Annotated in this window: 19 protein-coding genes, 2 tRNA genes and 1 other RNA gene; 14 read left to right on the top strand and 8 right to left on the bottom strand. The window is 59.7% G+C overall.

Annotation, left to right across the window (positions count from 1 at the left end):
* The first annotated feature begins 78 nt into the window (after positions 1-78).
* From ACVWZU_RS09855 to gatC, 3 genes are all read left to right on the top strand, one after another.
* Positions 79-363, top strand: coding sequence for a chlororespiratory reduction protein 7 (locus ACVWZU_RS09855; RefSeq protein ID WP_414399900.1), 285 nt, complete (start codon positions 79-81; stop codon positions 361-363).
* Positions 364-859: 496 nt separating this feature from the next.
* Complete coding sequence (locus ACVWZU_RS09850) at positions 860-1,381, top strand: photosystem I assembly protein Ycf3 (protein ID WP_414330387.1); 522 nt, start codon at positions 860-862, stop codon at positions 1,379-1,381.
* Positions 1,382-1,478: 97 nt separating this feature from the next.
* Positions 1,479-1,772: an Asp-tRNA(Asn)/Glu-tRNA(Gln) amidotransferase subunit GatC gene (gene gatC, locus ACVWZU_RS09845; protein ID WP_457444635.1), complete on the top strand. Its 294-nt coding sequence runs from the start codon at positions 1,479-1,481 to the stop codon at positions 1,770-1,772.
* A gap of 2 nt (positions 1,773-1,774) precedes the next feature.
* On the opposite strand, the gene ACVWZU_RS09840 is transcribed toward gatC, so the two are convergent.
* Positions 1,775-1,846, bottom strand: a tRNA-Lys gene (locus ACVWZU_RS09840).
* Between the two features lie 100 nt (positions 1,847-1,946).
* Here ACVWZU_RS09840 and ssrA point away from each other — a divergent pair.
* Positions 1,947-2,348: a transfer-messenger RNA gene (gene ssrA, locus ACVWZU_RS09835) on the top strand.
* Between the two features lie 80 nt (positions 2,349-2,428).
* Here ssrA and ACVWZU_RS09830 read toward each other — a convergent pair.
* Positions 2,429-3,067: a Crp/Fnr family transcriptional regulator gene (locus ACVWZU_RS09830; protein WP_457444633.1), complete on the bottom strand. Its 639-nt coding sequence runs from the start codon at positions 3,065-3,067 to the stop codon at positions 2,429-2,431.
* A 304-nt stretch (positions 3,068-3,371) separates the two neighbouring features.
* On the opposite strand from ACVWZU_RS09830, the gene atpC reads away from it, so the two are divergent.
* Positions 3,372-3,785, top strand: coding sequence for an ATP synthase F1 subunit epsilon (gene atpC / locus ACVWZU_RS09825; protein WP_414330392.1), 414 nt, complete (start codon positions 3,372-3,374; stop codon positions 3,783-3,785).
* 158 nt (positions 3,786-3,943) lie between these two features.
* Here the strand turns inward: atpC and ACVWZU_RS09820 are convergent, their stop codons facing one another.
* Positions 3,944-5,497 carry a TolC family protein gene (locus ACVWZU_RS09820; RefSeq protein WP_457444631.1) on the bottom strand — a complete coding sequence of 518 codons (1,554 nt, stop codon included), beginning with the start codon at positions 5,495-5,497 and terminating at the stop codon, positions 3,944-3,946.
* Between the two features lie 589 nt (positions 5,498-6,086).
* Here ACVWZU_RS09820 and ACVWZU_RS09815 point away from each other — a divergent pair.
* From ACVWZU_RS09815 to ACVWZU_RS09800, 4 genes are all read left to right on the top strand, one after another.
* A complete protein-coding gene (locus tag ACVWZU_RS09815) occupies positions 6,087-7,451 on the top strand; it encodes a coiled-coil domain-containing protein (RefSeq protein ID WP_414342953.1) in 1,365 nt (454 codons plus the stop codon).
* A gap of 8 nt (positions 7,452-7,459) precedes the next feature.
* A complete protein-coding gene (gene priA / locus ACVWZU_RS09810) occupies positions 7,460-9,898 on the top strand; it encodes a primosomal protein N' (RefSeq protein WP_457444629.1) in 2,439 nt (812 codons plus the stop codon).
* 99 nt (positions 9,899-9,997) lie between these two features.
* Positions 9,998-10,369: a YtxH domain-containing protein gene (locus tag ACVWZU_RS09805; RefSeq protein ID WP_011433806.1), complete on the top strand. Its 372-nt coding sequence runs from the start codon at positions 9,998-10,000 to the stop codon at positions 10,367-10,369.
* On the top strand, positions 10,366-10,914 hold the full coding sequence (locus tag ACVWZU_RS09800) for a hypothetical protein (protein ID WP_011433807.1): 549 nt from the start codon (positions 10,366-10,368) through the stop codon (positions 10,912-10,914). The genes ACVWZU_RS09805 and ACVWZU_RS09800 overlap by 4 nt, the downstream gene beginning before the upstream one ends.
* Here the strand turns inward: ACVWZU_RS09800 and metG are convergent.
* Positions 10,911-12,467 carry a methionine--tRNA ligase gene (gene metG, locus ACVWZU_RS09795; RefSeq protein ID WP_457403766.1) on the bottom strand — a complete coding sequence of 519 codons (1,557 nt, stop codon included), beginning with the start codon at positions 12,465-12,467 and terminating at the stop codon, positions 10,911-10,913. The two genes, ACVWZU_RS09800 and metG, sit on opposite strands and share 4 nt — an antisense overlap.
* A gap of 87 nt (positions 12,468-12,554) precedes the next feature.
* Here metG and ACVWZU_RS09790 point away from each other — a divergent pair, with 87 nt between their 5' ends.
* From ACVWZU_RS09790 to ACVWZU_RS09775, 4 genes are all read left to right on the top strand, one after another.
* Positions 12,555-14,438 carry an FAD-dependent oxidoreductase gene (locus ACVWZU_RS09790; RefSeq protein WP_457444627.1) on the top strand — a complete coding sequence of 628 codons (1,884 nt, stop codon included), beginning with the start codon at positions 12,555-12,557 and terminating at the stop codon, positions 14,436-14,438.
* Between the two features lie 65 nt (positions 14,439-14,503).
* On the top strand, positions 14,504-14,794 hold the full coding sequence (locus tag ACVWZU_RS09785; protein WP_457444625.1) for a hypothetical protein: 291 nt from the start codon (positions 14,504-14,506) through the stop codon (positions 14,792-14,794).
* A 90-nt stretch (positions 14,795-14,884) separates the two neighbouring features.
* Positions 14,885-16,141 carry a DUF815 domain-containing protein gene (locus ACVWZU_RS09780; RefSeq protein WP_457444623.1) on the top strand — a complete coding sequence of 419 codons (1,257 nt, stop codon included), beginning with the start codon at positions 14,885-14,887 and terminating at the stop codon, positions 16,139-16,141.
* Between the two features lie 474 nt (positions 16,142-16,615).
* The gene (locus ACVWZU_RS09775) at positions 16,616-18,712 is read left to right on the top strand and encodes a hydantoinase/oxoprolinase family protein (protein ID WP_457444621.1); all 2,097 of its coding nucleotides are present in this window, start codon (positions 16,616-16,618) and stop codon (positions 18,710-18,712) included.
* Positions 18,713-19,021: 309 nt separating this feature from the next.
* Here ACVWZU_RS09775 and ACVWZU_RS09770 read toward each other — a convergent pair.
* Positions 19,022-19,094, bottom strand: a tRNA-His gene (locus ACVWZU_RS09770).
* Positions 19,095-19,162: 68 nt separating this feature from the next.
* Here ACVWZU_RS09770 and ACVWZU_RS09765 point away from each other — a divergent pair.
* On the top strand, positions 19,163-19,963 hold the full coding sequence (locus tag ACVWZU_RS09765) for a photosystem II S4 domain protein (RefSeq protein ID WP_457444619.1): 801 nt from the start codon (positions 19,163-19,165) through the stop codon (positions 19,961-19,963).
* 49 nt (positions 19,964-20,012) lie between these two features.
* Here ACVWZU_RS09765 and ACVWZU_RS09760 read toward each other — a convergent pair whose 3' ends face one another.
* From ACVWZU_RS09760 to ACVWZU_RS09750, 3 genes are all read right to left on the bottom strand, one after another.
* Positions 20,013-20,924, bottom strand: coding sequence for a homogentisate phytyltransferase (locus ACVWZU_RS09760; RefSeq protein WP_457444617.1), 912 nt, complete (start codon positions 20,922-20,924; stop codon positions 20,013-20,015).
* 8 nt (positions 20,925-20,932) lie between these two features.
* Positions 20,933-21,421, bottom strand: coding sequence for a YceD family protein (locus tag ACVWZU_RS09755; protein ID WP_011433815.1), 489 nt, complete (start codon positions 21,419-21,421; stop codon positions 20,933-20,935).
* Positions 21,422-21,503: 82 nt separating this feature from the next.
* On the bottom strand, positions 21,504-22,115 hold the full coding sequence (locus ACVWZU_RS09750) for a Jag family protein (protein WP_457444614.1): 612 nt from the start codon (positions 22,113-22,115) through the stop codon (positions 21,504-21,506).
* Positions 22,116-22,229: the final 114 nt, after the last annotated feature.

Raw genomic sequence — 22,229 nt, 5'->3', positions numbered from 1 at the left:
AGGAAAGTCTTTTTCAGGATATCAAGGGAGGCACAACCCGTTGGTTCATGATGGAAAAAAGACGCCCAACCCCACACCATGTTAGACTCAGAACCCGAACTGTTACGTGCTGCCAACCACTATGTGCTGCTGATACCGGGCTTGCCGGAGCAATTTCTCAGCCCTGAGGAATTGCAGGAGTTTCTCGTGCGGCTGTTGCAGGAGCATCCCCACCTGGTGGATGCAGATCTGGCCCGCTATCCCACCCCTCAAGCGCAGGCACAGCGGCTGATCGACACCGCCTGTGAGATCGAAGTTTCCCCCGGCGAAACCGTGCAGTGGCATCCTGTGCGCCTGAGCAAGCGCTCCTCGACACGGTCTTAACAGGCTCGGAAGTTCCTTGGCCAAGCCGTTCGCAGCCTCGTTGCAGCAGCGTTGCAGTTCCCCTCCCGCAGGCATAGCAAAAACCTCACCAGAGGTGGGGCGGGCAGTACGGGGTTGTGTTTCGGATCCCGCCTTGGGCGTGATACAACGCAAGAGTAGAGCATGACTCTAGTCAATAATAAGCTCAACTATACTGAAAATAATGTATAATATGTTCAGTACGGATTACTGCCAGTTGATCTTTCTGTTTACTTTCGAGTCTGCCAACATGGTAGCCAAAGCAAAGCAGAAAATTGGTAGTAAGACGACACGGAAACTGCGCTTTGGGTATTCTACTCAAAGCTTTGCGGGATACCGCCATTCTGTTTGGACTCCGTCCCGCTAACGCGAATGGAAACAAACAGAATGCTATCGCTGCATAGTTGAACAGTGATGTTCAGCAGTGTTCAGCGTAAATGTATCAGATCCTTAGTCCTAAACTTAGAAGGGGTCAGCCATGCCGCGCAGCATGAAGAACGACAACTTCATTGACAAGACCTTCACCGTCATGGCCGATCTAATTCTGAAACTGCTGCCAGGGGTGAGTTCCGAGGAAAAGAAAGCCTTTGCCTACTACCGGGATGGCATGGCCGCTCAGAGCGAAGGAGAATATGCCGAGGCCCTAGAAAACTACAGAGAAGCCCTCGCCCTCGAGCAAGGGGAAGAAGACCGCAGCTACATTCTCTACAACATGGGCCTGATCTACCAGAGCAACGGCGAACTGGACAAGGCTCTGGAGTACTATCACCAAGCTCTGGAGTTGAACCCAAGACTTTGCTCTGCTCTGAACAACATTGCCGTGCTGCTGCACCACAAGGGCGAGCTGAGCCTGCAAGCCGGGGATGAGGAAACAGCAGAGTCCCTGTTCGACGAGGCTGCCCAGTACTGGATTCGGGCCATTCGCATTGCCCCCAACAACTACATCGAGGCCCAAAACTGGCTGAAAACCACCGGGCGCGCCAACCTGGAGGTGTACTGAGCTTTCCTGCAGAAGGACTCCGTTCCGTTAACGCGAACGGTTGATCTCGGCTACCCTGGGCTAAGTCAAGTCGATAATCTGGGAGCCGGAGGAGAGGATGCTGAAACGGGAAGAAGTCCAACATGTTGCTCACTTGGCTCGTCTGGAGCTGACCGAGGAGGAAGAGATCCAGTTCACAGAGCAGCTAGCAGACATCTTGGCCTACGTGGAGCAACTGAAGGAGCTGGACACGGAGGGGGTAGAGCCCACCTTTCACGTCCTGGACATGGAACTGCCCACCCGCCCCGATGAAGTCGAGCCCTACCCGCATATCGAAGGGATCCTGGCCAACGCCCCTGATCGAGCTGACATGTTCTTCAAGGTGCCCCGCATTTTGGAAGAAGAAGACTGACATGGGTCGGCAGGGATTCGAACCCTGGGCCAATCGGTTAAAAGCCGAGTGCTCTACCGCTGAGCTACCGACCCAAGTTTGCAGCTTTGTCATATTAGCAAAGCTTCTGTCACATTCGCAAAGGTTCTGGCCGTATCCCCAAAAATCTTGCTATGCTGGACTCAAGTCAACCCTGGGGCTGTAACGGTTTCGACGGGGTGGCGAACATGGGTTCATGATGCAGGTCGGGATTGAGCTTCTCCCGTTACCACCAGGCTCAAAAAAGTACGTGCGAACAACGTCGTACCCTTTGCTCGTAAAGCAGCTGCTTTGGCTGCCTAAGGCTCAGTAACCGAAAACTTACTCTGAGCTCGAGGATCTGCTCACGACCCCGTTAAGTGGGCGGATCACAACCCCAACGGGTGCAGCTCTCTACTCCGGCTCCGTCGAGGGAGAGACCAAGATCAGGCGGAGAACTCCCATCGCTGGGATCCAAACGGCGATCCCCGCCTCGAGGGTCAAAGAGGCTAAACCTGTGAATGAGTGATCCCTCAGTACCCATCTCGGACACGGGTTCGACTCCCGTCAGCTCCATCTCCCAGCAGTTAACTACGAGCCAAAAACTGCCAGCTTTCAGCCATGCCCTAGGAGCAGATCCTGCTCAGTTTCTAAAGGTTTTACGGAGCGTGGGCGAGTTTGATGACAAGGTGCCGGTTTTTGTCCACCGCAACCCAGCCCTGCTGGCGAAAGCGGTTTAGGAGACGGGTAATGGTGACCCGGGTAGTGCCGATGGCATTGGCCAAGTCCTGGTGGGTAAGGCGCACTTGCAGGCGCACCCCTGTTGCAACCGGGGATCCCAGCTCCCCAGCCAAAAGGGAGAGCAACTGGCGCAGCCGATCCTCCACCCGCCGCCGTCCGGCCAAGGCGAGCAATGCTTCGGTTTGGCGCAGCCGACGCACCACCTGCTTGAGCAGCCCTTGACTCAGGATCTCTGAGGCTTCCACTTCTGCTGCCGGCAGCCGCAGCACATCAACTGCCGTCAAAGCCTTAGCTTGGTAGGGATCCAGCATCGTCAGAGGGGATCCCAGGGGCATGGAGGGGCCGGCAAACCCCAACAACGCCTCACCGCCATTGGGATAGAGGGTGGTCAACTGTACCACGCCCCGACAGACGATCACCCATTCCTCAGGAAACAGAGGGATAACCTGGCCAGGAGTGTAGGGAGATAAACTGCGGCTGCGGTAGAGGTCTTCCAGCAGTTGGCGCTCCCGTGTGGACAGGCCGGCAGCAAAATGGCTAGGCATCGCTTCAGGCATAGGCTGGCTCCGCTAGGGAAACTGGGCGCACCGGTCGTTGGGCTCCCTTCTACAAACCAACAGCAATGGTCTGGCCGTCAATGCTGAGGTGGGGGCGAGAGATAAGTGTTCCCGACAACACCTTAGCGCTTGCCTTCCAGCCTGAGGTAAAGGCAAAGTTATGCACAGGTTAAGTGTGGCTGCCTCGAGAGAAGAGACAAAAGGAGAACCCGGCAAAGCTGCAGGGATCCGGATCCGGTAGGATCGGAAGCAGGGTGCTCCGCACCGCCGACGCGAAAGTGTTCAAGCCCTCAGGAGATCTGTCGTGACGCTGATGGTTCGTGTGATTACCCCCGACCGCACGGTTTGGGATGCCCCCAGCGAGGAAGTGATCCTCCCTGCCACTTCGGGCCAATTGGGCATTCTCACTGGGCACGCCCCCCTCTTGACCGCCATCGGCAATGGCGTTATGCGGGTCAAAGCCGATGGAAAGTGGTCGGCCATTGCGGTCATGGGCGGATTTGCAGAAGTCGAAAATAACGAGGTAACCGTCCTGGTCAACCGAGCAGAGCGGGGTGAAAAAGTGGATAAGGCAGCGGCTCAGGCCCTCTTGGACGAAGCAAGCAAAGTTTTGAATACCAGCAGCGACAAGCAAGAGCGCTTGCAAGCCAAGTTGGATCAACAGCGAGCCAGGGCCTTGATCCAAGCTGCCGAGATGGGCAGCAAGACTGGAAGCTGACCCTCTTTTCGCGCTAGCGGCGCGGAGCGCTTTGCGTCAGCATGAGTGCGGGAGTATGTCACAACAGCTCAAGTTGGAATAGAACTGTTTCGTCGCGGTATCCATAGCACCCCTCTCCTTTTGGAAGAAGGGCTGGGAGTGAGGGAGAAAGGCTCAAGTCAAAGGCTGCCAATGGCCCGTTTCAGTTGTACCAGGGCGCGATTGTAGGCGATTACAGCATTGGAAAGGTTGCCACGGGCAGTGGTGAGGGCAGCTTCAGCATTGATCACCTCCGTTTGGGTGCCCACCCCCGCTTGCAGGCGCAGCCGGGCCAAGCGCAGGCTCTCTTCTGCTGAGGCAATTGCCACTTTGGCCGAGTCGATCTGTTCGCGGCTGGAGCTGAGGGTCAGGAAGGCTTCTTCCACCCCCCGCTGGATTTCATTGCGGGTGCCGACGAAGTTGCTCACGGCCACCTGTCCATCGATCTGGGCTTGGCGGGCTTGGGCAGCCGCTTCTCCTCCATCGAACCAAGTCAAGCTGAAATTGGCTCCCACCGAATAGCCAACATCAAAACTGTTGCGGCTAGCGTTGAAATCGTTAACGGCATCGAGGCTGGCGAATAAGCCAATTCGGGGGCCATTGCGGGCTTGTGCCAGGCGCAGGCGGCTTTGGGCCTGCTCCAATTCTCGGCGCCGGCGCTCCAATTCCTGTCGTTGGGCAAAGGCAGCAATGATGGTCTCTTCCAGGCTGAGATCCCACTCCCCCATCGGCTCAATGCGGTCGCTGGCCAACACGTCGGTGGGGCTGGGGAAATTCAGCAGTTCGGCCAGGCGGCGGCGATTCAGTTGTTGGGTGTTTTGAGCCGCCAGCAAGGTTTGTCGATTGTTGGCCAATTCCGTCTCTGCCTGGAGAATCTCAAAGCGGGTACCCAGCCCGGCCCGTTCTCGGGCTTGAGCATCCCGCAGGGTGGCTTCGGAACTTTCGACGGCAGCTTGGCTGATGGCAACCCTGGCATCTGCGCTTTGCAGATCGTAGTAGGCATTGGCCACAGCTTGTTTGACCGTCTGCAGCGTTTGCTCCAGCTGCAGTTGGGCGATGCGCAGCGCTTCTTGGGCCAGCTTCAGGTTTTGCTCCCTAAGGCCACTGTCAAAGGCGGTATACTCCACCCGCACCACACTGGCCGAGAGGGTGTGGGATTCGCGCCTTGGCCCACCACCAGGAGAGGGAGCCTCACTGTACTGGTAGTTGGCACGGCTGGAGAGGGTGGGAGCAAAGGCAGCTTGAGCTAGAGCTACCCCGGCCTCGGCCCGCTCGACAGTCAGTCTGGCCTGCTGCACAGCCGGGTTCTGGGCAACGGCGATCTCCAGAGCTTCTTCCAAAGACAAGCCCTCCCTTCGCTCGATGCGCACCTGCAAGGGGGATTGGGGCACCACCAATTCTTCAGCCGTCAAAGCCCCCTTTAGAGTCAGGTCAGCCGCAGGGGTGGAGTCAGCAGGGTTGGGGGGAATCGATAGGGTGGGGGGGGGTGGGGGGGTGAGGATTTCGCGGCTGTTGGGCAGAGCAGAGGCAGCGGAGCTGGGAGCTTCTGGCTGAGCAAGAGCAGGGACAGCCCAGAGCAGGCTCAACAGTAGGCCACAGGGAGCAGAACAGGCAAGGTTCAACTGGGATCCCGCCGAGCCCGTCTGCTGTTGAGGAAGTTGAAGCGGATCCCTGGCTCCATTTTGCATCGCCATCGTGCGGTCATTCTCAACATCACCCCTAGCAGTATCGCAAAATGAAGGACAAAGATAAGACGGTTTTCCGCAGGCTCGCTGGCTGCCCTGTTCGGGCCAGTGGAAGCGAGTCCTCGCATTTGCCCCTGCAACGATGAGGCCGACCTGCGTCTGCCAGGAGCTCCGAGCACGGGCGGGACTCCTCTACACTCAGCAGAGACGCTTGGATTGAGACCGAGTCGATTTAGATTTAGACTCAGTTTAGAATGGTGGGGCCATCTGTCCGTGATGGCGGGGGTGGGTGTTGTGGGCGATGAAAGGGGGCAAGGTGGCAGACTCTCAGAGCACGCCCAAGCAAGGGGAGACCTCTTCCGGTCGGGATCGGGCCTCGCGGCCGAAAAAAAGTAAGCCAAGCCCTTCTGCCCAGTCCGGGGATTTGGGAACCTCAGAAGCAAGAGCGCGGCCAAAACAGGCCGATAGCACTCCGCGCCGTGCGGAGCAGCAGGAGATTTTACAAGATCACCCTTCTGGCTTGAACCCGCCCAAAAATCTCTCTATACTGCAGGGAACTTTATCATTTGCTCCCGCTTCTTCATCTCTCCTTCAATCTATGCGTGCTCCCTCTTCAGGTGACTCGGATCCCATCCTTTCAGAGACTCATGCGGGCTGTTCAGCATCCGAACCGGATCCCAGCACGGAGCGCCATTTGGCCCTGAGGCAGCAACAGCCCTTGGAGAGCCGTCTGCTCAAAGCCGAAGCCGAGCTCCAAGAGCGGCGAGTTCTTCAGGAACAACTGCAGGCTTTGCACCAGAAGGTGGCCGAACAAGAGAAGGCGCTGCAGGAGCGGGAGCATCTCTTGCAACAGTTGCAGCAGACTTTGGCGGCTCAGAAAGTCCAGATCTCGGATCAGGAAGCTCAGCTTGCTGCTCGGCAACGCTTAAATGAACGGCAGCGGCAGGATATCGAGGCCCTGCAGGAGCAGATTGAGCAGCTACGCTTGGCCCACGCTCAGGAGCGCCGTCAATGGGAACAGCGCCAGCAGGAGCTGCAGGCCTCTCTGCTGGAAGCCCAGGATGTGGCGGAAAAGCGGGTGGAAATGCTGCAACGCTTTAAGGCAGAGCTTTCTCTGGCCCGCACTCAAATTGCCGAAACTCAGGCGGAGCTGAGCAGCCTGCGGGCTTTGTACAGCGACCAACAGGCAGCCTGGCAGGAGCAACGGGAACACCTCGAGGCCCGTTTGGCAGGCTATGCCGAGACGGAAGCCGAGGCCGAGCAGCGCTGGCGGGAACAACGGCAAGAGCTAGAAGCAGCCCTGGCCGAAGCCCAAGCTCAATTGGCGGCTTTGCAAGCTCAGCAGGAGCATCTGCGCCAGGGATCCCTGGCGCAGCAACAGCTTCAACAGCAGTGGCAGGCCCAGGCCGAAGCGCTGCAAGTGGCCCTCTCTCAAGCCCAGGCGGAAGTTACCCGTTGGCAGCAAGAGCACCGCCATCTCCAGGAACAGTACGCCCAAGCCCAGCAGCATCTCTCCGCCATGGAGCGGCAGTTGCAGGCTGCCTTGGAGCAGTTGGCCGCCCAACCCGACTGGCAGCCACAGTTGCGCTCTGCGCAGGCAACCATTCTCCATCTGCAAGAAGAAATTGCAACCTTGTCCACGCAACTGGAGAAGCAAGCAGAGCAGATCAAAGCCCTGCAAGGGGAGCGTGCTGCCCTGTGGGAAGAAAACCGCTCTCTCCGAGAAAAATACGAGCAGCAGCAGATGCATGTGCTGAGCTTGAAGGCGGCTTTGGAACGCAAAGGCTTGGATGTCCCACCTCGGGCCGATACCTCCAGCGCCCTCACGCGAACAGAGTCCCTTGGCCAGGCTCTGTCTCCAACCCCTGCTGCCAAGCCTACAATTCAGCCCCTGGCCCAACCTCTACCGTCTCGGGCAAGCAAGCGGGCGGTCGATCTGCCGAGGTTTCTGCCCCGTCCGTGAGGGATCCCGTGTTGCAGCCTGTTCCTCCCCGCTGGCTGGAAGTGTGGGTGGATCATCCCCAGTTGGGGGGCTGCTTTACCTATCGTGTGCCAGAGGGATCCGCGCCAGAAGCGGGCGACCTGCTCAGCGTACCCTTTGGTCAGCAAATGGCGGGGGCAGTGGCCTTGGGTTGGCGCTCCGAGCTGCCGGCAGGGGTGGATCCGCAGTCGGTGCGGGAGATCGAGGCGGTGGTGGCCAAAGGGATCCTGCCCAAAGAATTCTGGCCCCTGCTGCAGCGGGTGGCCGACTATTACCTCACCCCTCTGGCCCAGGTGGTGCGCACGGTATTGCCCCCCGGCTTGCTCAGCCGTTCTCAGCGGCGTGTCCGCTTGCTCAGGCTCCCTGCCGAAGGGGAGGAATGTTCGCCGGCTGCCCAAACCCTGCTGCAGCTGCTTCAGGCCAAAGGGGGAGAGCTGTCTTGGCGCTATGTGCAACAGCAGGTGCCCACTGCCGCCCTCGCCCTGCGGGAACTGCAGCGACGGGGTTGGGTGGAGAGCTTTTGGCAGGAGCAACAGGGGGGCAGGGTGAAAACCCAGCTGGCCGCCAGTCTGGCCGACGACTCCCCAGAGGGGCTGAGCCTCCCTCAGCAGAAGGCGCTGCAGATCCTCAAGCAGAAGGGGGGAGAGCTGCTGCTCGCCGAGTGGGAGCGCCTGGCAGGAGTGAGCCGAGCGGTTCTGCAGGGGTTGGCCCGCAAAGGCCGTGTCCACCTCTACGAGCGCCCACTGCTGCGGCTGGGAGATGCCAGCCTGCCGGGGTGGCGGGATCCGCCCAGGCCCTTGACGGCCGCCCAGGCCCAGGCGGTAGAGGCGATCCGGCAAGCTTTGGGCCGGTTCCAGCGGTTTTTACTGCACGGGGTCACCGGTTCTGGGAAAACGGAAGTGTACCTGCAGGTGATCGCCCAGGTGCTGCAGCAAGGACGGTCGGCGCTGGTGCTGGTGCCCGAGATCGGCCTTACCCCGCAACTGATGGATCGGTTTCGGGCGCGGCTGGGATCCCAGGTGTGGGCCTACCACAGCGGCCTCTCGGAGGGCGAGCGCTACGACACCTGGCGGCAGATGCTGTCCTCCACCCCCCAAGTGGTGATCGGCACCCGCTCGGCGGTGTTTGCCCCCTTGTCCAAGCTGGGCCTGATCGTCTTGGACGAAGAGCACGACGACAGCTTCAAGCAGGATCAGCCCCAGCCCTGCTACCACGCCCGTCAGGTGGCCGAGTGGCGGGCCGAGCTGGCCGGTTGTCCCCTGGTCCTGGGCAGTGCAACCCCAGCGGTGGAAACCTATGCCGCCCATCTGCAGGATCCGCAGCGGTGGATCCGGCTGGCCCTGCCGCAGCGCATCCCCCAAGCTGGGATCCCGGCCACCCTGCCCCAACTGGAGCTGGTGGACATGCGCCAGGAGCTCCAAGCCGGCAACCGCAGCATCCTCAGCCGCCGTCTACACCAGGCCCTGCAGCAGACGCTGGACAGAGGGGAACAGGCTATTCTCTTCGTCCCCCGCCGCGGCCACAGCACCTTCGTCTTGTGCCGTAGCTGCGGGTTTGTCCTCACCTGCGAGCATTGTGATGTTTCTCTCACCTTTCATCTGGCCCATCTCGGCGGGCAGGAACTGCGCTGCCACTACTGCGGCGCCCGCCAACCCCATCCGCAGCGCTGCCCCGCCTGTGGATCCCCCTACCTGAAGCACTTCGGCACCGGCACCCAAAAAGTGGTGGAAGTGCTGCACCAGCATTGGCCCCAGCTCTCGATTTTGCGCTACGACAGCGACGCCACCCGCCGCAAGGGATCCCATCGCGATTTGCTGGAGCAGTTTCGCAGCGGCAAGGCCCAGGTGCTGGTGGGCACGCAAATGCTCACCAAAGGGCTGGACATACCCCAGGTAACCTTGGTGGGCGTGATGGCCGCCGATGGGCTGTTGCACCAAGCCGACTATCGCGCCGGCGAGCGCAGCTTTCAACTGCTCACCCAGGTGGCAGGGCGCTCGGGCCGGGGATCCCTGCCAGGACAGGCGATTATCCAGACCTATCTGCCGGAGCACCCGATTTTGAGGGCGGTACTGGCCCAAAATTACGAGGGCTTCTTGCGGGCAGAACTGCAACAACGGCAAGAGGGGGGCTATCCTCCCCACCGAGCTTTGATTTTGATCCGCTTGAGCAGCACCCGCCTGGAAGCCCTGGAGCGCTACTGCCATCGGGTGGCCGAACGCCTACAGGGGATCCCAGCAGAGGTGTTGGGGCCGGGGCCGGCCCAGGTGGAGCGGGTTGCCGGACGCTACCGCTGGCAGATCCTGTTGAAGCAGCTTCCCGACCAAGGTTGGGATCGCCCGAAGCTGGCTGCGCAGATCCAGGCCGCAATTGGCCATCCCCCCCAAGGGATCCGCGTCAGCCTGGATGTGGATCCCCTGCGGATTCTCTAGGAACAGTTGACCCGGCGCGCGGCAAGCCCGCCGATCCCGCGAGATCTTAAGGTAGTCTGGTTTCGGGGCCACCCGTATCCAACTCAACTCTGGCAAAGCATGGCTGAAAACCGGACTGGCGCGTTTATTGGTGGGCTGTTGCTGGGAACTGCTGTGGGCACCGCCATTGGCCTGCTCTTGGCTCCCCGCAGCGGACGGGAGACGCGGCGACTGCTGAAGAAATCGGCAGAGGCCCTGCCAGAGGTGGCAGAAGATGTGACCAGCAGTCTGCAATATCAATCGGAAAAGTTGTTCGACGCTGCCCAACGCAGTTTGGATGAGGCTCTGCTGCGGCTGCAGCAGGCAGTGGCGGTGGGCAAAGAAGCCATGTTGCAGAAGCGAAGGGAGCTGCTCCAAGCCCAGAACTCGCGTCCCTTTGGCGGGGAAGAAGCTGACCTAGAAGCTCGGGATGGGGAGGAGGCGGCGGGATGAACGACCCGGTCTTTTGGCTCGGCCTCTCGGTAGGCCTGGTAGCAGTGGGCATTTTGGCAGTGATCCTGACCCTACTACCTGCCGTCATTCAACTGGGTCGAGCTGCCCAGAGCGTGGAGCGCTTTTTCGACACGCTGCTGCGGGAATTGCCGCCCACGCTGGAGGCCCTGCGCCTGACCAGCCTGGAAGTGAGCGAGATTGCCGACAGCCTCGACGAAGGGGTGAAAGGGGCTGGGCAAGTGGTGAAGCAGGTCAACCGCTCCATCGAAGGAGCACGCACCCAAGCCCAGGGCGCCCAAGTCAATATCCGCAGCTTTTGGGCAGGGGTACGGGCAGCCTGGCAGACGCTGTCCGGCGAAGTGCCCCCCACCACTGGCGCGATTCACAACCCGCGGCTGCGCCCATCCGACCCATCCAACCGTTCTTTCTCCGCTGCTTCATCAACACTTCCCCTGGGAGGTGACCGCCCTTTTGCCGGCGGAGCCACACCAGAGGGATCCCAAGCCGCTGCCCAATCTTCCCGACCGGACATCGCCAATCCCTAGGCGTTCCTCAGGATCTTCTGAAAGACAGGCGTAGGAGGCTGGGGCTCTTGCCCGGGGGGAAGCTGGCCCCAAGTCGCATCGGGATCCCAGCGCAGTTGCAGGGTGTCGGCGAGGGAGAACCCCAGCTGCTGCAGGATCTTGAGGCTGAGAGCGGGAATGAGGGGGGAGAGCAGGACTGCCACCCAGCGCACACTTTCCAAAACGGCATAGAGGATCTGGGCCACCCGTTCGTTTTGCCCTTGCTTGTGCAGCGTCCAAGGAGCCTGCTCATCAAGGTATTTGTTGCTGGCCTGGGCTAAGCTGAGGGCTTTGCGGGCAGCAGAGCTGGGATCCAGCCGCTCGTAGGCGTCGGCCACTGCCGGGGCAAGGCGCTCGGCCAGGGTTTTGAGGGGGTGATCTGCAGGGATCCCGACGGCGGGAACGCGGTAGTCGGATTGATATTTCCTGAGCATGTTGAGGGTGCGGTTGAGCAAGTTGCCCAGGTCGTTGGCCAGATCGGCGTTGAGCACGTCAATAAAGCGGCCCTCGCTAAAATCGCCATCCTTGCCCAGCTCGATTTCCGTCAGGAAGTAGTAGCGCACGGCATCGGCGCCGTATTGCTGCACCAGCTCAAAGGGATCCACTGTGTTCCCCAGGCTTTTGCTCATCTTGAGGCCATCCTTGGTGAGAAAGCCGTGGCCAAACACCTGCTTGGGCAGGGGCAGACCTGCGGACATGAGCATGGCCGGCCAGTAAATGGCGTGGAAGCGGACAATATCCTTGCCCACCAGGTGCACATCCGCAGGCCAGTAGCGGCGTAGGGCATTTGCCAAGGTGGGCTCGTCGTCAGGATCCAAAGCAGCACTGATGTAGTTGATGAGGGCATCAAACCAAACATAAAGGGTTTGGCCGGGATCTGCCGGAAAAGGGATCCCCCAGGAGACGCTGGGGCGAGAAATGGAAAAATCCCGCAGGCCCTGCTTGACAAAGTTGATCACCTCATTGCGGCGGCTTTCCGGCTGGATAAACTCCGGGTGCTCCGCATACAGGGCCTCCAGCTTTTCTTGGTAGCGGGAGAGGCGAAAGAAGTAGTTTTCCTCGTCTTTCCACTCCACCTTCTTGGTGGGGTGCAGGGGGCAAAATCCTCCCTCCAGCAGCTCGGCCTCGTCTTTGAACTCTTCGCAGGCCACACAGTACCAACCCTGCTGCCGGCCAATGAAAATATCTCCCTGATCCCAGACCCGCTGAAAAAACTCCCGCACAATGGCCTTGTGGCGGGGATCCGTGGTGCGGATGAAGCGGTCGTGGCGGATGTGGAGTAGGTGCCACAGTTTCGCAAACTCGGCAGAAAACTCATCACAGTGCTGCTGCGGCGGAACGCCCCGTTCTTCGGCGGTACGCTGGATCTTCTGGCCGTGCTCGTCGGTTCCCGTCACCATCAGCACATCCTTGCCCCGCAGGCGATGGTAACGGGCAATGGCATCCGCCACTAGGGTGGTGTAGGCGCTGCCGATGTGGGGAGCGGCGTTGACGTAGTAGATGGGGGTGGTGATGACAAAGGTGGAATCCGGCATGAGCATCCGCAAGGCTTTCTCCCATGATAGAGGTTGCCGGAAAGTCCAAAAGGCCAAGCTGTAGCGTGGGTGGGGAGAGGTCATTCGATGAAACTTCAGGTCAACCTTCCGGGGTGGAGCGGTGTGGCGTTGGGAGTAGGGATCCTCGGGGCGGGAGCGGGCCTGGCCCAACCCTCGACGGCGCCCCTGCCGGAAACCCGGATCCCCTGTGAGATTTTCATCGCGGGGGGTGGGCTGGGGGGGGTGGCGGCGGCCTATGACGCGCTGCAACTGGGCCGGCAGGTGTGCATGACGGAGATCACCGATTGGATCGGGGGGCAGGTGAGCGCCCAGGGAGTCTCCGCTTTGGACGAGCGACCCCTGCAGCGAGAAAACGACATCTTCCCCAGGGGCTACAGCGAGTTTCGCCGGCGGGTACGGGAAAAATACGGCGGGGATCCCAATCCGGGCAAATGCTGGGTGAGCGTGCTCTGCTTTTCCCCTCAGGTGGGCCACCAGGTGATTCGGGAGATGTTGGATCCCTATCTGCAGTCGGGGCAGTTGCGGCTATTTACGGAGACGGTGGTCAAAGACTTGGAGATTGCGGATTACCAGATCCGCAGTGTGCAGGCCATTCGCAACATCCCCAAACACGCCGGCGTCCAGCCAGAGAATCGAGGGGATCTCTCCAGCTACTTTCTCGATTTTTATCGTCTAGAACCCACCGAGGACTGGGACAAGGAGATCCTGCGCTTTGAGCCGCCGCCAGAACGCCAAGACAAAACCCTGCCCTGGGTGGTGATCGATGCCACCGAAACCGGCGAGCTGCTGCCCTTGGCGCGGGTGCCCTACCGCCTGGGAACCGATGGCCAAAGCCGCTGGGAACCCAGCTCCAAGCCCTACGTGGATCCCTACTGTACCCAGGGCTTCACCTACACCTTTGTCCTGGAGCGCTCCGCTGTGCCCCAAGTCCCCATCAAGCCCGAGTTCTACAATGACCCACTGCACGGTCCCTACTACAGCTTTGAACAGCCGCGCTTTAACTTTGGCCTGGTCTTTACCTACCGCCGCATCTGGGGACAGGTGTTTGGCTTTGGGGAAGAGGCCATCCGGGTGGGGGATCAATCCATGCAAAACTGGACCTGGGGCAACGACTGGCGCATCACCGGCCCGGAGATGAACCTCATCCTTACCCACGAGCAACTGCAGGCCTCAGGCCAACTGCAGCCGGGCGGCTGGATGGGGGGCCTGCGGGTGGAAGCCCTGCGGCGAGCTGAGCAGCATGCTAAGGGCTTTTTCTACTGGCTGGTGGCGGGAAGAACGGATTTTCTCCTGCAACAGGAGGATCCCAACTTTCAAAAAGACTTCTACTTGCGCTATGCCTACCTACGGGGGCCCAATACCCCCATGGGAACTGCCAGCGGCCTCTCCAAGTACCCTTATATCCGCGAGTCGCGGCGCATCATTGGTCGGCCCAGCCTCTCCTACCCAGAAGGATTTACCATCTACGAGTCGGACATCACCACGCGGGAATCGGAGTTGAATCGTGGTCGCCCCTTTATCTTCTACGACTCAGTGGGGGTGGGCCAGTACCCCATCGACTTTCACGATTGCCTGCTGCCGGGTTTTTCCCTGCCCCCCAGCAACAACAAAGACGCGCAGGCCCCCAGCTACCCTTACCAGATCCCCCTGCGGGCTCTGATCCCCCAGCGCATTGACAATCTGCTAGCCGGCAACAAAAATATCGCCACCAGCCGCATTGCCAGTGCCTCCTACCGGGTGCATCCGGTGGAATGGGCCATTGGCACCGCCGCCGGCCACACGGCCCACTTTGCCCTAGAACGGGATCTGATCCCGGCGGAGATCGTGGAGGAGCCGCTTTTGGATTTGCGGCTGTTGCCAGCTCTCCAGGCCCAAATTCAAAGCTTGGGCAACCCCATTCAATTTCCTGGCACCACCATTACCGCCACCGATTGGGCCCAATCCCGCTAGCCTAGAAAGGCAGGGTTGGGAGTTGACCGGTGGATCCCGTTGGGGTTGGACTTGTGGGCTGGGAGATGCTTCGCCCCTCTTTATGGGCGGCCACGGCTCTGTGGGGCTTGGGACTGATGTGGGGGTTTTCGCCGCTGCATCAAAAGCTGCAGGAGAGCTGGGAAAAGCAATTGCCATGGGATCCCAGTGGAGCTTTGGCTTCCTTGCTGAGCACCCTTCCCTTTTTGCTGGCAGCAGGCTTGGTGGTAGCCCTGACGGAGATCTCCTTGGGCAAAAGCTGGGCCGTCTCCTGCGGCCTGATCGCCTGCGTCGGCGGAGGCCTCTATGAACTGGGCCGGCGGGACAATGCCAGGTAACTCAAGCGCTCCGTGTTGTTAACGCAACTACCCCCAGTCTCCTCCCCTAGGGAGCGGATAAGCAACGCCAAGTTAGAGCGGCTTCAAGCGATGACCCCCCTCCAAGAAGCAGCAGAAGCAGCGGCCAAGCTGCTGGTATTCCGGGACATCTGCACCCACCCCCTAGCCCTAGCCTGGCAGGAGCTAATCCAGCAGTTGATGAGTGGGGATCCCCTGCCGTGCTGGAGGGCCTACGGGCGCTGGTTTGAGCTTTTGGCCCGGCAGGGCCTGAGCTGGCGGCAATGGCTGATCCGGGAGATCCGCTGGGCCGATAACCCCTTTGCCCGTGCAGCGCTGCAGCCCCAAGGGATCCCAGAGCCTCTTATGCAGGCTGCCCGCCACGATCTCCGCTGTCTGCAAACCTTGGCGGACAGTCAGGAGACCATTGCCGAGCAGATGCAGGCGTTGGGGTTGGGGATCCCCTGGCCCGATGGGGAAACCGATAGCGCTGGCTGGGATCCCCGCTCTTTTGCCGATTGGGGCCAGAGCTTGGAGACCTTAATTGCCCACTACCGCCAAAGGGGGGTAGGGCTCTGTGGTCGCTACTGGGCCTTTCGCTGGGGGCCAGCAGGGCTAGAAGGGATCCCTGCTCCCGATCTGTCTGACTGGGAGGAGATCTACGGCTACGAACGGCAGAAACGGCAGTTGGCGGCCAACACCGAAGCCCTGCTGCGGGGGGATCCGGCTTTGCATGTGTTGCTCTACGGGGCGCGGGGTACGGGCAAGTCTTCTCTGGTGAAGGCGTTGTTGCGCCGCTACGGCCTGCAGGGGCTGCGCCTATTGGAGCTGAGGCGAACAGACTTGATTCAGTTGCCGGAAATTTTGGCAGAGCTGCGGGCGCAGGTGTTGCCTTTCATCTTGTTTGTGGACGATCTCTCCTTTGAGGCAGAGGAAACCGAGTTCAAGCAGCTCAAGGTGCTCCTGGAGGGGGATCTCGTTGCGCCGCCCCCCAACGTGCGTCTTTATGCCACCAGCAACCGCCGCCATCTCATCCGCGAGTTTTTCGGCGACCGACCCAATCCCCAAGATCAAGAAGTTCACGCCTGGGATACGGTCCAGGAAAAGCTGTCGCTGCGGGATCGCTTCGGCCTCACCCTCACCTTCACTCCCTTCACCCAAGGCGATTACCTGGCAACCGTAGAACACCTGGCGCAGCGGCTAGGTTTCACCCAATCTTTGGATGTCCTGCGCCGCCAGGCCCTGATCTGGGCACAACAGCAAAACGGCTTTTCCGGTCGCACTGCCCGCCAGTTCTTGGATGCCGTTCGGGCAGGGCTGGTGAAAGGCAACGATGGACTTCCGAGCTAGAGGTGGTGACTATTCCAAACTGATACATTTACGCTGAACACTGCTGAACATCACTGTTCAACTATGCAGCGATAGCATTCTGTTTGTTTCCATTCGCGTTAGCGGGACGGAGTCCAAACAGAATGGCGGTATCCCGCAAAGCTTTGAGTAGAATACCCAAAGCGCAGTTTCCGTGTCGTCTTACTACCAATTTTCTGCTTTGCTTTGGCTACCATGTTGGCAGACTCGAAAGTAAACAGAAAGATCAACTGGTAGTAATCCGTACTGAACATATTATACATTATTTTCAGTATAGTTGAGCTTATTATTGACTAGAGTCATGCTCCAAAAAAGACAGAAGTTGCTGAGCTACACTCGCTACACGAAGGGGCGCCGGTCAGCCTGTCTCTGCCGTTACAAAAGCCAGGCGTCATAGCCATAGTCCGACCAAGGGCTGGCCCCAGAAGAAGGCAAAAGAAATGCACGATGGAAGCCATGGTCGCATCAGCGTTGGGTAGCAACCTCGATCCGGCCAATCTGGATCAGACGGAAGCAAGCCGCAGCTTGGCCCGCCTGGGGATCGATGTGGGGGGCACCTTTACTGATCTGGTGCTCTTGCAGGATGGCCAGATGCAGACGGCGAAGGTGCTGTCTACCCCCAGCCCTGAGGAGGGAGTCTTTGCGGCGCTGGACAAGCTGGGGGCGCTCCAAGGAGAGCTCCGGGTTGACCTGTTCTGCCATGGCATGACGGTGGCCACCAACGCGCTGCTGGAGCGCAAGGGATCCCCCACCCTGTTTCTAACCACGGCGGGCTTTCGGGATGTGCTGGCCATTGCCCGTCAAAACCGCCCCTCTCTGTATGACCTGACACAGCCCAAGCCGGAGCCAGTGGTGCCCCGCCACCACTGCCTGGAGGTGAAGGAGCGCTGCAGCGCGGGCGGAGTGTTGGAGCCGCTCACCGATGCCGAAATCCGGCGGGTGGTGCAGGAGGTGGGGGAACGGGTGCAGCGGGATGGGATCCGCGCTATTGGGGTGGGGTTTTTGTTTTCTTTTCTCTACCCGGAGCACGAACAGCGGCTGGGAATGGCCTTGCGGCAGGCTTTCCCGGAGCTACACCTTTCCCTGTCTTGCGAGGTGGCGCCGGAGTTCCGAGAATACGAGCGCTTCAGCACCACCGCCATCGATGCCTACCTCAGTCCGGCATTGGCGGGCTACCTGCACCGCTTGGCCCAAGGATGTCGGGAGCGAGGGATCCCCCAGCCCTTGATCATGCAGTCTTCCGGCGGGGTGACCTCCATTGCTCAGGCGGCAGCTCATGCTTCGGTGGCTTTGCTCTCGGGGCCGGCAGGCGGGGTTTATGGGGCGGCCTATCTGGGTCGCCTGAGTGGCTACCCCCACTTGCTCAGCTTCGATATGGGGGGAACCAGCACAGATGTGGCCTTGATCCAAGATGGGATCCCCCAGGTTACTCCCGCAGCGGTGGTGTGCGGCTTGCCCGTGCAACAGCCCCAAATTGATATCCACACCGTCAGTGCCGGCGGCGGATCCCTGGCCTATTTGCTGCCCGGCGGTGGGCTTCAGGTGGGGCCAGAGAGTGCCGGATCCAACCCTGGGCCGGCCTGCTACGGTCGGGGGGGAAGGGCTCCGACGGTTACCGATGCCAACCTCTGGCTGGGGTACCTGCCGGATGGCGGGCGGCTGGGCAACTCGGTGCAGCTACGGCGGGAGCTGGCGGAACAGGCTATTGCCACGCTGGCGGATCCCTTGGGCTTGAGCTTGCAGGAAACTGCCGTTGGCATTCGCACCTTGGCCAACGTCGCCATGTCGCGGGCCTTGCGGGTGATCAGCGTGGAGCGGGGTTTGGATCCCGCCGATTTTGCCCTGCTGGCCTTCGGCGGAGCCGGGCCCATGCATGCCTGTGCTTTGGCAGAAGAGCTGGGCATCCGCACGATCTTGATCCCGGCTGCTTGTGGGGTGCTCTCGGCGCTGGGAATGGCTCTGGCAGATCTGCGGCGAGACTATCGGCGGGCCATCCTCCAACCTCTGCGGCAGCTCACGTCCGCTTCAGGGGGATCCCTGCTGGCCCAATGGGCAGAACCCCTGATCCGCCAGGCGAGAGCCGATCTGCAGGATCCGGCGCTGCACTTCAGCTTGGACTTGCGCTATCGCGGCCAGTCTTTTGAGTTGGGGATCCCGGTGCAGTTGTCAGATCCGATTCCTCATCTGGAGCAACAGTTTCACCAGGCCCACCGACAACGCTATGGATGGCAGGATTTGGCCCAGCCGGTGGAGGTGATTCAGTTGCGTCTACAGGCGGTGCAGGCCCTACCCACCGTGCCTTTGACTGCACCCCACCCTTTGCCAGGGGATCCCCTCAAGGGTCGGCGAGAGGCATGGTTTGGGGGCAGGATGTGCTCGGTGCCGGTTTACGATCGGCAGCGCATGGATGTGGGGTTTCAACTGCGCGGGCCGGCAATTGTCGAGATGCCGGAGGCAACTGCGGTGATCGAAGCCGGTTGGACAGGTGTCATTGACGAAGTGGGAACCCTAATCTTGAGCTGTGTTCGCGATAGCGGGACAAAGTCCTGGTGAGTCCATCCGCAAGCAGAGCGTCATGGTCATTTCGATCCAAACTAGGATACTGTGCCCACACCCAAAACGTTGCTCGCGTCGGCGTTGCGGAGCAATAATGCAGGGGGCCAGAAGCTCACCCTAACCTGAAAGACCACAGCAGAGCTTGTTTTGAGAGGGAGAGGCAGGTGCTCCAGATCACCTTGACGAATACCTTCACGATTTTTGCGTCCAGATAGGGTGTTGTCTGTTTTCGTTTGTCAGGGTCTAGATAGATGGACTGGCCTCTGCAGCCCTTGCCCTGACTGGATTTTCCTGATTCCGCTCGAGGGCGGACGATGGGACTCGAACCCACGAATGGAGGATCCACAATCCTCTGCCTTAACCGCTTGGCTACGCCCGCCGTGATTCCGGCTATCTAGCTTAGCATGGGAAAAACGGGACTGAACCACAGAGGTCGAAGCACCCCAAATGCTACCCAGAGCCGATTTGTTGCGAGGGGCAGGGCATCGAGAAACCTTGGCACGGGTCTTGGATTTGGGAGAGCAAGCTCTCAAAACCTGGCAAGTGGTCTGGAGCGACTTCCTCTCGCCACCGGAAATAGCAGAGGTGCAAGCTCGGCTGTGCAACTTGACCGAACTGCAAGTGTGGGCTTGGGGAGGGTACCCTCAAGCAGAGCGCCAACGCATAGCCCTGGCCCGCTCTGAGGTGGGTCTGGATGTCCGGGATCCCAAGCCCGACCAAGAAGGGATCCCATTGGCCGCCATTCAGATTCAGGGCAACTTTCTCTTCGACCCGGCTACCCACCGCGATTTTCTGGGAGCCCTGTTGGCGTCCGGCATCGCCCGCGAGAAAGTGGGAGACATCCTTGTGTTGGGAGACTCAGGCGCCCAGGCCATCGTTGTGCCCGAAATGGTGGACTACCTCACCCTAAACCTGACTCAGGTGCGCACAGTGCCTGTCAAAGTAGGCCGGATCCCCCTGAGCCAGTTGAACATTCAACCCCCCCGCGTCAAATCCATCACCAGCGTGGAAGCCTCTTTGCGCCTGGATGCGGTAGCCTCAGCTGGGTTTGGCATCTCCCGCAGCAAAATGGTGGAAGAAATCCAACGGGGGGAAGTGCGGGTCAACTGGAAGCCCATTACCCAAGCCAGCTACACCGTTGGCCCTCAGGATTGGATTGCCATTCGCGGTCGGGGTCGGCTGCAAATCGAAGAGGTAGCCGAAACGAAAAAAGGCCGCTTTCGAGTGCAAATGAGGCGGTATCTCTAGATTTTTTCCTGTCTGAGTTTGGGGAGATCGATACCTCCAGGAAAATGCTCTAGAAAAAAGAGAAAAAGGCCCAGGGATAAAGCAAATACTCCAAGTAAAACAACTTCCAGATCAGTTGATAATAGCCAACAATCGCCTCCCGACGGCTGAGATCCAGATGGACACCATAGCCCAAGAGGATCCCCAGCCCCAACACATGGCTCACCAACAGCCAGAGGCCGTTGCCCGCAAGGAGAAAAGAGATCCCCACCCCGATAAATCCCAGATAGCACAAGGCTAAAATGCCGATACAAAACCTTGAGATCCGCTCTGGCCCAAAGCGCAGCGAGAAGGTGGCAATGGCAAACTGGCGATCCCCCTCCATGTCGGGAATATCTTTGAAAAGGGCGATCACCAACCCAAAAATCGACATAAACCCCGTCAGCCAAACAATCGCAGCCGAAAGCTCGACCCTTCCCTGCATCACCTGCTGAAAATGGCTGTAAAGGCCCAAATTGACGATCAAACCCCGCACGCTGTAGATGCAAGCCGAGGCTGCCAGCGGAAAACGCTTCAACCGCAAGGGGGGCAGCGAATAGGCCGTGCCGATCCCATTGCTCAAAAGCACCGTCAGCAGCAGGTAGGGGATCCCGGCCATGGCCAGCAGGACGGACGCCACCCCACAACCCACGACGATCCCCACCCCCTGTCGCCAACTCAGGGATCCAGCAGCCAAGGGCAAATGGGGTTTGTTGATGCGGTCGATTTCAATATCCGTCAGTTGATTCAAGCCGACGATGTAGACATTGGCCGCCAGACAGGCCGCCCAAGCCCAGACCAACTGGGGCAGCGCCGAGAGAACCGGTTGCAGGGATCCGGCAGCCACAAACCCCGCCAACAGGTAGAGGCCCACCACGCTGGCGCTGGTGCCGTAGACGGTGTGGGGTCGAGCAAAACGCCAGAGAACTTGTGGGCGCAACATCAAAAAAGCTAGGGAGAGTCTTCCAGGAGAGAAGCTAGGGCTGCCCAGCGGGGATCCGCCGTTGGTGCTGTAGCTTCCACCGCAATGCCCGGACAATCGGGACGGCAGGGCAACTGGCGGGGCATCTCCAAATGCAGGTGCTGGTACATCCAGTCTTCGACATCCAGCTCACCATTGGGGGGCAGGCTCTCCAGCAGATCTTCTTCGTCTTGCAATTCCAGCTCCAAGGGGAGAGGTTCGGGATCCCGAATCAAAATGATCTCCTCAACTTCCAGGTGCAGCCGGTGGTTGAACTGCTGTAGGCAGCGGTGGCAGGTGAGGGTGACAATGGTACGAGCTTCAGCACTCACTTCGAGAAAATGGCCCCGATGGCTGACTTCCAGGGATCCCTCCACAGGGGTCAAACTCTCAAAGCCCGAAAAAAACTGCCTAAACTGCAATTCTTGGGTTTGATCCGGCATCTGCCGCAGATCGGATAGACGAATTGGCCTTAACATTGCGCCCCCCTTCACGCGTTTTGGGTAGCAGGGATCCCTGTCGTCACCGTAGCCAGAGAGCCAAGTTGCTCGTCCAAACTTCTTAAGATGGGGAAGACACCCGACGAATGACCAGACGCCGGTCAGGCTCTTTGCCACGGCTGAAAGTTTCCAGATCGGCATAGGCAGGGTCATTCAAGAGAGTATGAATTTGCCGACGCTCGGCAGCCGAGAGATCGGGAAACTCGTATTCCCGGCCAGTGGCCCTCACCTTTTCCACAGCAGCGGCAACCAAAACCTTCAGCTCCTGCAAACGCCGCTGCCGATAGCCGTCCAAATCCAAAATGTAGGGCTGCTGCTGGTCTTCCGGCTGGTTCAGGTTGAGAAGGGTGTTGGCCAGGTACTGCAACGCATCCAGCACCACGGGGGAGCGATCCTCCTCTTGAGGGGAATCTCTGGAAGATGGAGAGGGCAAGGGGGGGGCTTTCGCCAACAGCAGCTGCTTCTGAGCTGGGGTCAAAGAAGACGCCTCGATTTCCAGCACCTCCCCCACCACCCGCACCACCGCTGGGATCCCCATAGCCGCCAGCACCTGCTGTAACCACTGCCTGGCTCGCTCTTGATTGGCCGCAAAGGTGGACTTGTTTGGCGAAGGGGCAACGGTTCCCTCAGATTTCTTAGCAGCAGATCCCGTAGAAGACTTAGGACGGCTCATCCTGGGCAGCTTCCAACTTTGAAGAGCATGACTCTAGTCAATAATAAGCTCAACTATACTGAAAATAATGTATAATATGTTCAGTACGGATTACTACCAGTTGATCTTTCTGTT

It is taken from the genome of Thermostichus sp. MS-CIW-26, from assembly GCF_054059115.1.
This window is presented reverse-complemented; position numbering and strand designations above follow the sequence as displayed.